Genomic DNA, 14262 nt, shown 5'->3' with positions numbered 1-14262 from the left:
CGCAATGACCTGACTCCTTGTAGCGCTCCGTACAGCGCCGGTGACGGTACCCCAATGCGCCCCGGTGCGGGAGCCTCGGACGGCGACCTTACTTCCGGGTAAGTCGAGCCAAGTGGAATCTCCACGGAATCTGTACGCGGCGGCCACCGGGCACCTACGGGTGCGCGTTCCCGGCCGTCGGAATCGGACGGATGTCCGTCCGGCCGCGGTGGCCCGCAGACCCCTCAACCGCTCCTGTGCAGCCGGTCCGCCCCCCCCAGAATCGCCCCCGCCAGCGCCTGGGCCGCCTCCTGGGCCGCCGGTCTCCTCGTCCCGTGCAGCAGCACGAAGTCGACCGTGCCCAGGTCGGGCAGCGCGACAGCCGCCCCGCCCCGCACCGAAGGCCCGCCGCGCGACGTCACCTCCGCCAGCCCCGGCGGAATCAGCCCCCGGGTGTGCGCCATCACCCCGAGCCCCGCCCGCGCCGCCGCCACCAGACCGCTGAGGCTCCCGCTCGTGCAGGCGATCCGCCAGGCCCGCCCGTGCGTCTCCAGCACCTCCAGCGCCCGCGCCCTGGTGATCGCCGGTGCCGGGAAGAGGATCAGCGGAACAGGACGCTCCGCGTCCACCCGCAGCCCCGGCGCCCCGATCCACGTCAGCCGGTCCTGCCAGACCAGTTCCCCGTGCGTGTCGTTCGCCCGCCGCTTCGCCAGCACCAGGTCGTGCCGGCCGCTCTCCAACTGCCGGTGCAGAATGCCCGACAGCTCCACCGTCAGTTCCAGATCGACCTCCGGATGGTCGCGCCGGAACGTCTCCAGGATCTCCGGCAGCCGGGTCAGCACGAAGTCCTCCGACGCCCCGAACCGCAGCCGCCCGCGCAGCCGCGTCCCGGTGAAGAACGCCGCCGCCCGCTCGTGCGCGGCCAGGATCGTCCGGGCGAAGCCGAGCATCGCCTCGCCGTCCTCGGTGAGCGAGACCCGGTGCGTGTCCCGTACGAACAGCCGCCGCCCGGCCTCCTCCTCCAGCCGCCGCACGTGCTGGCTGACGGTCGACTGGCGCAGCCCGAGACGGCGCGCGGCCTGGGTGAAACTCAAGGTCTGGGCCACCGCGAGGAAGGTGCGCAGATGCGTGGGTTCGTACATACGACGCGACGCTAGCGCGCGGCCCACCCGCCGTGCCATCGCAATCGGCGATAACTGTGAGCACGGTGTACGGGTTTCCCGATCAGGGGGCGGGGAGGGACGATGACGTCCATGAACCGCCTCAAGCTGCCCTCCTGGCTGCCGGTCGACGCATACATACTGGCGCTGGTCGGCACCGTCGTCGTCGCCACTTTGCTGCCCGTGTCCGGCACGGCCGCGACAGTGCTGGGGCACCTCACGACGGGGGCGGTCGCGTTCCTGTTCTTCCTGTACGGGGCGCGGCTCTCGACGGCGGAGGCGCTGGAGGGACTGAAGCACTGGCGGCTGCACCTCACGGTGCTTGCGGCCACCTTCGTGGCCTTCCCGCTGCTCGGACTCGCCGGCCGGGCCCTCGTCCCGTACGCCCTCACGCCCGAGCTCTACAACGGCTTCCTCTTCCTGTGCCTGGTGCCGTCGACGATCCAGTCCTCGATCACCTTCACCTCGATCGCCCGCGGCAACGTCGCCGCCGCGATCTGCGCCGGATCCTTCTCCAGCATCATCGGCATCCTCCTCACCCCGCTCCTCGCGGCGCTCCTGATCAGCGGCGGCTCGGCCGGCTTCTCCACGGACTCGCTGCTCAGGATCGTGCTCCAGCTCCTGGTGCCGTTCCTGGCGGGGCAGTTGCTGCGCCGCTGGATCGGCGGCCTCGTCACCCGCCACAAGAAGGGCCTGAGCTACTTCGACCGGGGCTCGATACTTTTCGTCGTGTACGCGGCCTTCAGCGCCGGCATGGTCCAGGGCGTCTGGCAGCAGGTCTCCGGGGTCCGGCTGGCGGTACTGGTCGCCGTGGAGGCCGTGCTGCTCGCGGCGATGCTGGCGCTGACCTGGTACGGCACGAAGCGGCTCGGGTTCGGCCGGGCGGACCGGGTGGCGATTCAGTTCGCCGGGTCGAAGAAGAGCCTGGCGGCGGGGCTGCCGATGGCGACCGTACTGTTCGGGGCGCACGCGAGCCTCGCGGTACTGCCGCTGATGCTGTTCCACCAGATGCAGCTGATGGTCTGCGCGGTGATCGCACGCAGGCGCGGCAGGGACGTACTTCCGCAGGAGGGCCTCCCGCAGGAGGGCCTCCACCTGGATGAGCAGGGCCCGTCATTTCGTCCCGCGCCGACGGCTGGCAAGATCACCGGGTGACCTCAGCGATACGTACCTTCGGCTCCCGCCCCTGCGCTCTCACCGTGTGCAGGGGCTGCTGCTGCGGCGACGCCCGCAAACACCCCGGCACCGACCACGCGGGCCAGCTCGCCCGGCTGCGCGAGGCCGCGGCAGGGTCCGGCGGCCGCCTGATCGTCCGTACGAGCGACTGCCTCGGCCCCTGCGGACAGGCGAATGTCGTGGTCGTCCAGCCGTCCACCGAGGGGCGCCGCCGGGGCGGCCGGGCGGCCTGGGTCGGCTGGGCGCTGGACGACGACGCCACGGACGAGATCCTGGCCTGGGTCGCGGCGGGCGGCCCCGGCATCGCGAAGCCGCCCGCGACGCTGGAGCTCCAGTTCTTCCCGGCACCCGTCGAGAACCGCACCTCAAAGAGGCGCTGACGGGACGCGTGGCACGGGAGGCCGGGCACGGGACGCGTGGCACGGGACGCCGGGCACGGGGCGTGACGCGTGCACGGGACGCCGGGCACGGAGCCCTTACGGCAGGAGGATCCGCTCCTCGCCCGCGTACACATTCATGTTCGGCCCCCGCAGGAACCCGACCAGCGTCAGACCGGTCTCCAGCGCCAGGTCCACGGCCAGCGACGACGGAGCGGAGACCGCGGCCAGGAACGGAATCCCCGCCATCACCGCCTTCTGCGCCAGCTCGAACGACGCTCGCCCCGACACCAGCAGGATCGCCCGCGACAGCGGCAGCCGTCTGTCCGTCAGCGCCCGCCCGACCAGTTTGTCGACCGCGTTGTGCCGCCCCACGTCCTCCCGTACGTCGAGCAGCTCCCCGGTGTCGGAGAACAGCGCGGCGGCGTGCAGCCCGCCCGTCTTGTCGAACACCTGCTGGGACGCGCGCAGCCGGTCCGGCAGGGACGACAGCAGCTCGGGCGTCACCCGTACCGGGGGAGCGTCCGCGATCGGAAAGCGCGCCTGGGTGCGGACCGCGTCGAGGCTGGCCTTCCCGCACAGCCCGCACGAGGACGTCGTGTAGACGTTGCGTTCCAGGGTGATGTCGGGGACCGGCGTCCCGGGAACCAACCTGACGTCCACCACGTTGTACGAATTGGCACCGTCCTCCTGGGCGCCCGCGCAGTAGACGATGTTCGCGACCTCCGCCCCGTCGCCGAGCACGCCTTCGCTGACCAGGAAACCCGCGGCCAGCGCGAAGTCGTCGCCGGGCGTGCGCATGGTGATGGCCAGCGGCTTCCCGTTGAGCCGGATCTCCAGCGGCTCCTCGGCCACCAGTGTGTCCGGACGGGTGGAGACGGCTCCGCCCCTGATGCGGACGGTACGGCGGCGTGCGGTGACCCGGCCCATGGTGATTCAGTCCTGCCCGACGGTGAAGGGATGACGAGAATGACGAAGTTGATGAGGGTGATGAAGAGTGACTAAGAGTGAAAAAGGGTGAAGAAACGAGCGGAGGCGCGTGTGGCGACGCCCATTGTCCGTGGGGTGGGCGGGAAGCTCCAAAGTCCGGGTGGCGAATGCTGTTGATTCACGCACCCTCGTACCGGTGAGTCACAAAGAAGACTGGGACGCTCCGACTGTCCGCAATGAGGGGTGGAAGCGCCGCATGACCGGTTCACGGATCGTTGCGCTCGGGCATTACCAACCGGCCAAGGTGCTCACGAACGAAGACCTGGCGAAGCTGGTCGACACCAGCGACGAATGGATCACCAGCCGGGTCGGCATCAGAACCCGGCACATGGCGGGCCCGGACGAGCCGGTCGACGAGCTCGCCGCGCACGCCGGGGCCAAGGCCCTCGCGTCGGCCGGGCTGACCCCCGCCGACATCGACCTTGTGCTGGTCGCCACCTCCACCGCCATCGACCGCTCGCCCAACATGGCAGCCCGGGTCGCCGCCCGCCTCGGCATGGGCTCGCCCGCCGTCATGGACCTCAACGTCGTCTGCTCGGGCTTCACGCATGCGCTGGCCACCGCCGACCACGCGGTCCGGGCCGGGTCCGCGACCCGGGCGCTGGTCATCGGCGCCGACAAGATGACCGAGATCGCGGACTGGACCGACCGCTCCACCTGCGTCCTGGTCGGCGACGGCGCGGGTGCCGCGGTCGTCGAGGCGACCGAGCAGCCGGCCGGCGAGGGCTTCGCCGGTACGCACGCGGGCGCGATCGGCCCGGTGCTGTGGGGTTCCGTACCGGAGATGGGCCATGCGGTACGGATCGAGGGCACGCCGCCGCGCTTCGAGCAGGTCGGCCAGACCGTGTACCGCTGGGCCACCACCCAGCTCCCGCCGATCGCCCGCAAGGTGTGCGAGCGCGCCGGGATCGCCCCCGAGGACCTGGCGGGAGTCGTCCTGCACCAGGCCAACCTCCGGCTGATCGAGCCGCTCGCCCAGCGCATCGGCGCGGTCAACGCGGTGATCGCCCGCGATGTCGTCGACTCGGGCAACACCTCGGCGGCGAGCATCCCGATGGCGTTCTCCAAGCTCGTTGAGCGGGGCGAGATCCGCTCCGGCGCTCCGGTCCTGCTGTTCGGCTTCGGCGGCAACCTGTCGTACGCGGGGCAGGTCGTGCGCTGTCCCTAGGGCCTGCCCCCTCGCCCGGCGGACGCGCGGGTGGTGGTGTTCCCCGAGAAGGACGAGGGGAACAGACCGCACGGACCCGGGCCGGCTTCATGACTCACCCCGTCCGTGCGGTCCTTCTCAGGTCACGGCCCGACCGGGGCGATCACCATTTCCCCCGAGGCCGTATGTGGCGCTCTTGTCCGCGCCTCAGCGGGCCGCGGTCTCCGTACGCGTGGTGAGCTCGACCGGGCCCGTGGCCTTCAGGGCGGTACCGCTGCCGTCCGCGGGCGTGCCGGTGAGCTCCCAGGTGTAAGTGCCCTCGCCGGCGTACCGGCCGTCGTCGGCCCGGCCGTCCCACGAGAAGGCGACGGCGGCGGCGTACTCCTTGGCCGCCCCGGTGAACACAGGGTGCCCGGCCTTGTTCCGGATCGTCACCCGGGCGTCGGTGACCGGCTTGGACAGCTGCCAGTCGGCGTCCCACACGGAGTCGGTCGCGGATGCGAGGTTCAGGGACTGGTCGACCCGCGACTCGATCTCGGCCACCGGGGAGGTGGCGACACCCGAGTCGAGCACCGTGATCCGGGCGCTGTTCTCCTTCGCGTACGCGATCGTGCCGCCGAAGCGGTCGGCCCCCACGAGCGGGCCGTTGTTCCGGGAGGCGAACGCCTCGATGGTGCGCGGCGCGTCCCCGATCGGCGTGAGATCGAGCCGGCCGCGGCCGTAGTCGTACGCCACCACGTAGCTGTCGCCGAGAGTGCCGCGCGGGGCCCACGACCCCTGCCGGGTCTGTGTGTGGTAGACGCCGTGACCGGTGCTGATGGACCCCGAGGGGTAGCAGTCCCAGTACACCCAGGGCCCGACGGCCTGCAGTTGCTGAGGCACGCAGCCGTTGTCGGTGATCGGCTCTGTCTCTGTCGCCGCGCCGCTCTTCAGGTCGAAGGCCCGGAGCGTGCCGGCCGTGTCACCGGGCATCCACAGCTGGGTGCCCCACACCGCGAGCCCTCCCTGGCCCTGACGGACCCGCACCACCTTCGGCCCGCCGGGCGCGTCCAGGTCGACGACGTACTGCCGGTCTTCCAGGCCGCGCCCGCTGTCACCGAACACCACATAGCGGCCGGAGGCCGAGCGCACGGCCGAGGAGTGGTCGGAGCCCGTCGGCATCTTCTCGCCGGTCTGCGGGTCCACGGCGGGTACGACGGTCTTCGTGCCGTCCGCGGCCAGCACGACCAGTACCTGGGCACCGTCCGCGTCGGTGGTGGCGAGGACGGTACGGCCGTCTCCGGTGCCGACGGGCTGCCGGGAGTCGTAGACGCGCTGTGCGCTCTCGCCGGTCGTCCGCGCGTCCGGGCGCGAAAGCAGCGACCGCTCGCCCGCCGAAGGGGCGGCGGCGAGGGTGACGTTCCGCTGGAAGAGCGCCGGCAGGTAGGTGGTGTCGGACTCGGCCGTGACGAGGCGCCCGGCAGTGAGCGACAGTCGGGTGAGCCTGCCCTCCTTGGGCGCCACCTCGCGCACCGTCCGCAGTACGGGCGCGCCGTCGTCGCCGACGACGACCCGGTGCACGGCCCAGTCCCGGGACGAGGCACCTCCGGTGACGGCCAGGCCGCCGCCAGGGACCTGCGCCATGCGCCAGCCGGCGTGCGCCAGCAGGGCCTTGGGCTCGCCGCCGGAGATCGGCAGGGCGGTGAGCGGGGCGCCCTCCCGGACGAGGAAGTCGTCTGCGGCCCGCTCGATCCGGCGCGTGGTCAGCAGCCAGTCGCCGACGAGACCGAGGCGCGGGGTGCCCTCGCCGCCCGCGCCGAGCTCGATCGGGGTGTCGGCCGCCTCCGGGGTGGCGCGGGGCACCACGCGGGCCGTGGTGTTGCCGCCTTCGGGCGAGTACCAGGCGACGTGTGCGTCCGAGAAGACGACCTGGGCGTTCGTGCCTGTGGCGCCCGGAAGAACCGGGGTGACCCTGGCCGTGGCCAGGTCCAGCAGGCCGATGCCGCGGCTGCCGTCGGGGTGCGCGTACGAGATCGCCGCCGTGCGGTCGTCGCCGCCGAGCGTCATGCCGTCTTCGGCGACCCAGCCGTTCAGACCGGTGACGGGGGTGTCGGTGAGCCGGCCGTCCGCCATGTGCAGCACGTGCAGGACGTTCTTGTCGCCGTTCGCGTCCCTGGTGGCGGTGAGCACGGCGGAGCCGAAGACGCCCCGGTAGAAATGGCCGTCCGGCAGCGTGTACGTGGTGGTGGCGGCGGACTTCATGTCCTTCAGCTGCACCTTGTTCGGAAAGTCGTAGATCGCGACGATGTCCCCGCTGGTGACGGACACATGACCGGCTCCGTCGACCGTGTTGACGTCGTCGTACGGTGATGAGGCGGGCAGGTCGACCGGGGTACCGCCGTCCGGGGTCCAGCGGTAGTAACCAAGTGCGCTCTGGTCCTTGACCTCCGTACGCTCCACGACACCGCCGGGCCCCGCCGCGTACACCGGGTTGGCGACCGGCTCGAAGCGGTCGGGGGCCGGGATCGTCAGCGGGGCGGGCTCGGCGTGGGCATCCGTCAGGAGAAAGGGCAGGGCTCCGCCGGCGGCCGACAGGGCCAGCGCGGCGGCGAGTCCTCCGCGTACGAGCGATCGTCTTCGGTTCGGCTTCTGCTGTGCGGTCACGCAGCTCCTCCAAAAAGACATCAGGCGGAGGCCGTTCGGCGCGGAACAGCCCCCGGGAGAGGGCGCAACGTAGCACAGCGGACCCACGGTATTCGAACACATGCGCGAACTGCTTATGGTGGGTCAAACCGGACGTGCCTGAGCCCCTTTGTCCTCGGTGTGGAGAAAGTTGTGCCAGATTCCTGCGCAACTTCTTCCCAGCCCCGGCAGCCGCTGCTACGTTCCCCTCCAAAGCACCGCAGGAACAGGCCAGTTGATGCCTGCGGCCCTGGTCGCGGAGGTAGGAGGGGGCACGTGAGGCGTATGACGGCTCGACCCGCGAACGCTCATCAGGCGCGGCTGCTCCGCCTGTTGCGCGACGGAGGTCCCAACTCCCGTGCCCAGCTGGGTGATCAGGTCGACCTCTCCCGTTCCAAGCTGGCCGTCGAGGTCGACCGGCTCCTCGAAACGGGGCTCGTCGTCGCCGACGGACTCGCCGCCTCGCGCGGTGGCCGGCGTTCGCACAACATCCGGCTCGCCCCCGGACTGCGCTTCCTCGGCATCGACATCGGCGCCACCCACATCGACGTCGCCGTCACCAACGCCGAGCTGGAGGTCCTGGGGCACCTCAACCACCCCATGGACGTACGAGAAGGCCCGGTCGCGGTCTTCGAACAGGCCCTCGCCATGGCAGCCAAACTCAAGGCCTCCGGCATCGCGGAGGGCTTCGACGGCGCAGGCATCGGCGTCCCGGGCCCGGTCCGCTTCCCCGAGGGCATCCCCGTCGCCCCGCCGATCATGCCCGGCTGGGACGGCTTCCCGGTCCGCGAGGCACTCAGCCAGGAACTGGGCTGCCCCGTCATGGTCGACAACGACGTGAACCTCATGGCGATGGGGGAGCAGCACGCGGGCGTCGCCCGCTCCGTCGGCGACTTCCTCTGCGTCAAGATCGGTACCGGCATCGGCTGCGGCATCGTCGTCGCGGGCGAGGTCTACCGGGGGACGACGGGCAGCGCGGGCGACATCGGCCACATCCAGGTGGAGCCGGACGGCCGCCCCTGCGCCTGCGGCAACAAGGGCTGCCTGGAAGCCCACTTCAGTGGCGCCGCGCTGGCCCGCGACGCCGAGGCGGCCGCCCACGCGGGCCACTCCGCCGAACTCGCGGGCCGCCTCGACGCGGCCGGCCACCTGACCGCCGCCGACGTGGCCGCCGCAGCAGCGGCCGGCGACGCGACCTCCCTCGCGCTCATCCGGGAGGGCGGCAACCGGGTCGGCCAGGTCATCGCGGGCCTGGTCAGCTTCTTCAACCCCGGTCTGGTGGTGATCGGCGGCGGGGTGACCGGCCTCGGCCACAACCTCCTCGCCAGCGTCCGCACCCAGGTCTACCGCCAGTCACTGCCCCTGGCGACCGGCAACCTCCCCATCGTCCTGGGCGAGCTGGGCCCGGCGGCAGGCGTCATCGGCGCTGCCCGCCTGATCAGCGACCACGTCTTCTCCCCGGCCTGACGCCTCCGTCCCAGCCCCTGCCTTCCCCAGCCCCTACGACGCAGTCCTTCAGCCCGTCCAACCTCCATAGCCCGTCCCGCCACTCCAGCCCGTCCGGCGTTTGAGGACGCGCGGCGCAGCCGTGCACCGGGCGCAGCCCGGAACCCCCACCCCCACCGGCGCCAGCCGTACCCACCCGCCCCCGCACCACCCGCACCACCCGCCCCCGCACCTGGCACCGCCCTGTCCGCTCACGGCCGTATCCGCCGAGGGGAAACGTCATGGCACCAGAGGACACACCACCACCGGCACCCCCGCCGGACGGCTCGGCCGAAACCGGCGGGCCCACACCCGCAAGGCCCTCCGGACCTGGGCCCGCACACGATACCGCCCCCATCAGTGACACCGCCCCCGCCCCCCTCCTCACCATGTCCGCCATCACCAAGTCCTTCCCCGGCGTCCGCGCCCTCGACGGAGTCGACCTGGAGGTCCTGCCGGGCGAGGTGCACTGCCTCCTCGGACAGAACGGTGCCGGAAAGTCCACCCTCATCAAGGTGCTCGCCGGTGCACACCAGCCCGACGGCGGGCAGATCACCTGGTCCGGCGGGGACGTCCGGCTCAAGTCCCCGATCGCCGCCATGCGTCTGGGCATCGCCACCATCTACCAGGAACTCGACCTGGTGGAGGGCCTGTCCGTGGCCGAGAACGTCTTCCTCGGCCACGAGCCGACCACCGCCGGGTTCGTCGTACGGGGAAGGGCCGCGCGCTCCGCGGCCACCGCGCTCCTCGCCCGCCTCGGCCACCCCGAGATCGACGCCGCCCGTCTCGTCGGTTCGCTGTCCGCCGCCCAGCAGCAGATCGTCTCGATGGCCCGCGCGCTCTCCCACGACGTACGCCTCATCGTCATGGACGAACCGTCGGCGGCCCTCGACCCCGACGAGGTCGACAACCTCTTCCGGATCGTCGCAGCCCTCACCGCCGACGGGGTCGCCGTGGTCTACATCTCGCACCGGCTTGAGGAGATCCGCCGCATCGGCGACCGCGTCACCGTCCTCAAGGACGGCCGCGCGGTGGCCGTCGGGCTGCCCGCCCGTGCCACCCCCACCCGCGACATCGTCGCGCTCATGACGGGACGCAACGTCGAGTACGTCTTCCCGGAGCGACGGACACGGAGGGAGCAGGACCGGTCCGAGCCCGCCCTGCGCGTCCAAGGGCTGTGCAGAAAAGGTGAGTTCGAGCCACTCGACCTCACCGTCCACCCCGGAGAGATCGTCGGCCTGGCCGGACTCGTCGGCTCGGGGCGCTCCGAGATCCTGGAGACGATCTACGGAGCGCGCAGGCCGACCGCCGGTCAAGTGGCAGTGAGCGGACGACAGTTGAAGACCGGCAGCGTCCGTGCCGCGGTCCGTGCGGGCATCGGTCTCGCCCCCGAGGAGCGCAAGGCGCAGGGCCTTCTCATGCTCGAATCCGTCACCCGCAACGTCTCGGTCTCGGCCCTCTCCCGCTTCTCCCGCGGCGGCTGGCTGGACCGCACCGCCGAGCGGAGAGCCGCCCAACAGGCCACCCGTGAGCTGTCGTTGAGGCCCGACAACCCCGACGCCCGGATCCGCACCCTCTCCGGCGGCAACCAGCAGAAGGCCGTACTCGCCCGCTGGCTGCTGCGAGGCTGCCGCGTCCTGCTCCTCGACGAACCGACCCGCGGCGTCGACGTCGGCGCGCGCGCCGAGCTGTACGCGGTGATCCGCCGCCTCGCCGACGAGGGCCTCGCCGTACTCCTCGTCTCCAGCGAGGTCCCCGAGGTGCTCGGCCTCGCCGACCGGGTCCTGGTCCTGCGCGAAGGGCGCCTCGTACACACCGCACCCGCGCACGAACTCGACGAACACCGCGTACTCGACCTCGTGATGGAAGGGAGCCCCGCCTCATGACGCAGTCCGACGTCTCCGACGCGCCCGGCGTCGAGCCGCACCAGCAGAAGGTCGTCAAGTCTCCCCTGTCGAGCGGGGGTTGGCGGGCCATCGGGCTGCGCCTCGACGTCCGCAACCTCTCCCTCCTCGGGGTGCTCGCCGTCCTGATCACCGTCGGCGGCATCACCAAGCCCGACCAGTTCCTGAACACCGGGAACCTCCAACTGATCCTGACCCAGGCGTCGGTGATCGGTGTGGTCACCGTCGGCGTCACCTTCGTCATCACCAGCGGCGGCATCGACCTCTCCGTCGGTGCGATCGTCGCACTCGCCTCCGTCTGGGCGACGACCCTCGCCACACAGGAATTCGGCTTCGCGGGCATCCTGTTCACCGCGGTGATCGTCGGCACCGCCTGCGGTCTCGTCAACGGACTGCTCATCGCCTACGGCCAGTTGGTCCCTTTCATCGCCACCCTCGCCATGCTCGCCTCGGCCCGCGGCCTCGCCCTCCAGATCACCGACGGCAGGACCCAGATCGTCACCGTGGAGTCGGTCCTCGACCTCGGAGTGCCCGACGCGTACGTCCTCGGGATCCCGCCCCTGGTCCTCGTGTTCGGCCTGGTCACCGTCGTCGGCTGGCTGATCCTCAACCGCACCACCTTCGGCCGCCGCACCCTCGCGGTCGGCGGCAACGCGGAAGCCGCCCGGCTCGCCGGCATCGACGTACGCCGCCAGCGCCTCTACCTCTACCTGCTGTCCGGCCTGTGCTGCGGCATCGCCGCCTTCATGCTGATCGTCCTGTCGGGCTCGGGACAGAACACCAACGGCAACCTGTACGAACTCGACGCCATCGCCGCCGCGATCATCGGCGGCACCCTGCTCACCGGCGGACGCGGCACCATCGTCGGCTCGGTACTCGGTGTCCTCGTCTTCACGACGATCACCAACATCTTCGCCCTCAACAACCTGCAGAGCGACGTCCAGCAGATCGCCAAGGGCGCGATCATCGTCGCCGCCGTCCTGGTCCAGCGCCGCACGGTACGCGGCGAATCCACTTAACAACTCCCCATCCCCACCCGCCAATTGACCACCCGAGTCGAAGGGTCCGACCGTCATGCCGCAAAGTTCAGGAACCAGCAGGGGAACCAGTCGCAGAGGGATCCTCTTCGGCGGCGCCGCCGTCTCCGCGACCGCCCTCCTCACCGCCTGCACCAGCAACGAGCCCGCCGGGAAGGAAGGGCCCGCCACCAAGAACCAGCCCGCCGCCGACGACAAGCCAGGCAAGAAGGTCACCATCGGCTTCGCCGGACCGCAGGCCGACCACGGCTGGCTCAACGCGATCAACGTGAACGCCCGCGAGCGCGCCAAGAAGTACTCCGACGTCACCCTCGACATCACCGAGGGCTCCAACGACACCGCCGCCCAGATCGGCCAGATCCAGACCCTCATCAACAAGAAGGTCGACGTCCTGGTCATCCTCCCCACCGACGGCAAGGCCCTCACCCAGATCGGGCTGGCCGCCATGAAGGCCGGCATCCCCGTCGTCAACCTGGACCGGGTCTTCGCCTCCCAGCAGGCGTACCGCTGCTGGATCGGCGGCGACAACTACGGCATGGGCCTCAACGCCGGCCGCTACATCGGCGAGCAGCTCAAGGACAAGCCGAACGCCAAGGTCATCGAACTCGCCGGGGTCGACAGCCTCGAACTGACGAAACTCCGCACCCAGGGCTTCGACGACGCCCTCAAGAACTACCCGAACATCAAGAAGGTCGCCCGCCAGGCCGCCGACTTCACCGTGGAGTCGGGCCAGGCCAAGATGGCCCAACTCCTCCAGGCCCAGCCACAGTTCGACGCGATGTGGAACCACGACGACGACCAGGGAGTGGGTGCGCTGCGCGCCATCGCCCAGGCGGGCCGCAAGGACTTCCTGATGGTCGGCGGGGCGGGCGCCAAGTCCGCCATGGACGCCATCAAGGCCGACAAGGGAGTCCTCAAAGCCACCGTCCTCTACCCGCCGACCATGTCCGCATCGGCCGTCGACCTGGCCCGTGCGCTCGGCCAGGGCAAAGGCGTCGGCGGCATGGCCGAGCTGGAGATCCCGGCCTCGGTGACCCTCTACTCGGCCGTCGTCACCAAGGAAAACGTCGACGAGTACCTGCCCCAGGGCTTCAGCTGACCGCTGCTCGCCGCCCGCAGTGTGCCAAGCCACGACGGACAAGGAGAGACCCGGATGAAAGAAGCGGAACCCCCCACGCTCGGCGTCGGCATGGTCGGCTACGCCTTCATGGGCGCCGCGCACTCCCAGGGCTGGCGCACCGTGGGCCGGGTCTTCGACCTGCCCACCCGCCCCGTCCTGGCAGCGGTCTGCGGGCGCGACCGGAGCGCCGTACGGGCGATGGCGGACCGGCACGGCTGGGCGGCGGCCGAGACCGACTGGCGGGCCCTGATCGCCCGGGACGACGTGCACATCGTCGACATCTGCACCCCGGGCGACAGCCACGCGGAGATCGCGATCGCCGCACTGGAGGCGGGCAAGCACGTCCTGTGCGAAAAACCCCTCGCCAACACGGTCGACGAGGCGGAGTCGATGGAGGCTGCCGCCCAACAAGCGCGCACACGTGGCCAGTTGGCCATGGTCGGCTTCAACTACCGACGCGTTCCGGCCCTCTCGTACGCGCGCACCCTCGTTGCCGAGGGCAGGATCGGCGCGCTGCGCCACGTCCGGGTCGCCTACCTCCAGGACTGGCTGGTTGACCCGCAGGCACCGCTGACCTGGCGGCTCCAGCGGGACCGGGCGGGTTCGGGAGCGCTGGGCGACCTCGGCGCGCACATCGTGGACCTCGCGCAGTACCTGGCGGGGGAGCCGGTGGTGGGGGTCTCCGCGCAGACCGAGACGTTCGTACGGTCGCGGCCCTGGCCGGACCCGGACGCGCCCGCCCCCCGCGGCGAGGTGACCGTCGATGATGCGGCACTCTTCACCGGCCGGCTCGCCTCCGGGGCACTCGCCTCCTTCGAAGCCACCCGCATGGCGGCCGGCCGCAAGAACTCCCTCCGCCTCGAACTCAACGGTGAACGCGGCTCGTTGGCCTTCGACCTGGAACGCCTCAACGAGCTCTCCTTCCACGACCACACCGAACCCGCCCAGTCCGCCGGCTTCCGCCGCATCCTCGTCACCGAGCCGGGCCACCCCTACCTGAAGGCGTGGTGGCCGCCGGGCCACGCACTCGGCTACGAGCACACCTTCGTCCACCAGGCCCGCGACCTGCTCGAAGCCATCGCCACCGGAACCGACCCGCAGCCGTCGTTCGCGGACGGTCTCCAGGTGCAGCGGGTGCTGGCCGCGGTGGAGGAGAGCGCGCAGAAGAACGCCGTCTACACACCCGTCGCGGCCATCCCGCCCGTCCCGCTCGTCCCGCGCTGACC

At 71.1% G+C, this 14262-nt stretch carries 11 protein-coding genes; 8 read left to right on the top strand and 3 right to left on the bottom strand.

Features of this window, described 5'->3' with window-relative positions:
- Positions 1–224: 224 nt before the first annotated feature.
- On the bottom strand, positions 225–1121 hold the full coding sequence (locus AB0D18_RS08775; protein ID WP_362414407.1) for a LysR substrate-binding domain-containing protein: 897 nt from the start codon (positions 1119–1121) through the stop codon (positions 225–227).
- A 111-nt stretch (positions 1122–1232) separates the two neighbouring features.
- On the opposite strand from AB0D18_RS08775, the gene AB0D18_RS08770 reads away from it, so the two are divergent.
- Positions 1233–2294, top strand: coding sequence for a bile acid:sodium symporter family protein (locus AB0D18_RS08770; protein WP_362414721.1), 1062 nt, complete (start codon positions 1233–1235; stop codon positions 2292–2294).
- Positions 2291–2695 carry a (2Fe-2S) ferredoxin domain-containing protein gene (locus AB0D18_RS08765; RefSeq protein WP_362414406.1) on the top strand — a complete coding sequence of 135 codons (405 nt, stop codon included), beginning with the start codon at positions 2291–2293 and terminating at the stop codon, positions 2693–2695. Before AB0D18_RS08770 ends, AB0D18_RS08765 begins: the two co-directional genes overlap by 4 nt.
- A gap of 96 nt (positions 2696–2791) precedes the next feature.
- Here the strand turns inward: AB0D18_RS08765 and fdhD are convergent, their stop codons facing one another.
- A complete protein-coding gene (gene fdhD, locus AB0D18_RS08760; RefSeq protein WP_362414404.1) occupies positions 2792–3622 on the bottom strand; it encodes a formate dehydrogenase accessory sulfurtransferase FdhD in 831 nt (276 codons plus the stop codon).
- 256 nt (positions 3623–3878) lie between these two features.
- Between fdhD and AB0D18_RS08755 the strand changes: the two genes are divergently transcribed.
- Complete coding sequence (locus AB0D18_RS08755; protein ID WP_362414719.1) at positions 3879–4850, top strand: beta-ketoacyl-ACP synthase III; 972 nt, start codon at positions 3879–3881, stop codon at positions 4848–4850.
- 186 nt (positions 4851–5036) lie between these two features.
- On the opposite strand, the gene AB0D18_RS08750 is transcribed toward AB0D18_RS08755, so the two are convergent.
- Positions 5037–7472 (bottom strand): FlgD immunoglobulin-like domain containing protein, encoded by a 2436-nt coding sequence (locus AB0D18_RS08750; protein ID WP_362414402.1) that lies wholly within the window; start codon positions 7470–7472, stop codon positions 5037–5039.
- A gap of 303 nt (positions 7473–7775) precedes the next feature.
- On the opposite strand from AB0D18_RS08750, the gene AB0D18_RS08745 reads away from it, so the two are divergent.
- From AB0D18_RS08745 to AB0D18_RS08725, 5 genes are all read left to right on the top strand, one after another.
- Positions 7776–8957, top strand: a complete 1182-nt coding sequence (locus tag AB0D18_RS08745) for an ROK family transcriptional regulator (RefSeq protein ID WP_362414400.1) — start codon at positions 7776–7778, stop codon at positions 8955–8957.
- A 407-nt stretch (positions 8958–9364) separates the two neighbouring features.
- Positions 9365–10861, top strand: coding sequence for a sugar ABC transporter ATP-binding protein (locus tag AB0D18_RS08740; protein ID WP_362414399.1), 1497 nt, complete (start codon positions 9365–9367; stop codon positions 10859–10861).
- Positions 10862–10926: 65 nt separating this feature from the next.
- Positions 10927–11898 (top strand): ABC transporter permease, encoded by a 972-nt coding sequence (locus tag AB0D18_RS08735; RefSeq protein ID WP_362414717.1) that lies wholly within the window; start codon positions 10927–10929, stop codon positions 11896–11898.
- A 55-nt stretch (positions 11899–11953) separates the two neighbouring features.
- Complete coding sequence (locus tag AB0D18_RS08730) at positions 11954–13015, top strand: substrate-binding domain-containing protein (protein WP_362414397.1); 1062 nt, start codon at positions 11954–11956, stop codon at positions 13013–13015.
- 54 nt (positions 13016–13069) lie between these two features.
- Positions 13070–14260: a Gfo/Idh/MocA family oxidoreductase gene (locus AB0D18_RS08725; protein ID WP_362414395.1), complete on the top strand. Its 1191-nt coding sequence runs from the start codon at positions 13070–13072 to the stop codon at positions 14258–14260.
- Positions 14261–14262: the final 2 nt, after the last annotated feature.

This window comes from Streptomyces sp. NPDC048442 (assembly GCF_040651475.1).
Taxonomy (GTDB): domain Bacteria; phylum Actinomycetota; class Actinomycetes; order Streptomycetales; family Streptomycetaceae; genus Streptomyces.
This window is presented reverse-complemented; position numbering and strand designations above follow the sequence as displayed.

Excerpts from the sequence above, each read along its gene's own strand:
- AB0D18_RS08775 (WP_362414407.1), bottom strand. The coding sequence starts at position 1,121 with ATGTACGAACCCACGCATCTGCGCACCTTCCTCGCGGTGGCCCAGACC.
- AB0D18_RS08770 (WP_362414721.1), top strand. The coding sequence starts at position 1,233 with ATGAACCGCCTCAAGCTGCCCTCCTGGCTGCCGGTCGACGCATACATA.
- fdhD (WP_362414404.1), bottom strand. The coding sequence starts at position 3,622 with ATGGGCCGGGTCACCGCACGCCGCCGTACCGTCCGCATCAGGGGCGGA.
- AB0D18_RS08755 (WP_362414719.1), top strand. The coding sequence starts at position 3,879 with ATGACCGGTTCACGGATCGTTGCGCTCGGGCATTACCAACCGGCCAAG.
- AB0D18_RS08745 (WP_362414400.1), top strand. The coding sequence starts at position 7,776 with ATGACGGCTCGACCCGCGAACGCTCATCAGGCGCGGCTGCTCCGCCTG.
- AB0D18_RS08740 (WP_362414399.1), top strand. The coding sequence starts at position 9,365 with ATGTCCGCCATCACCAAGTCCTTCCCCGGCGTCCGCGCCCTCGACGGA.
- AB0D18_RS08730 (WP_362414397.1), top strand. The coding sequence starts at position 11,954 with ATGCCGCAAAGTTCAGGAACCAGCAGGGGAACCAGTCGCAGAGGGATC.
- AB0D18_RS08725 (WP_362414395.1), top strand. The coding sequence starts at position 13,070 with ATGAAAGAAGCGGAACCCCCCACGCTCGGCGTCGGCATGGTCGGCTAC.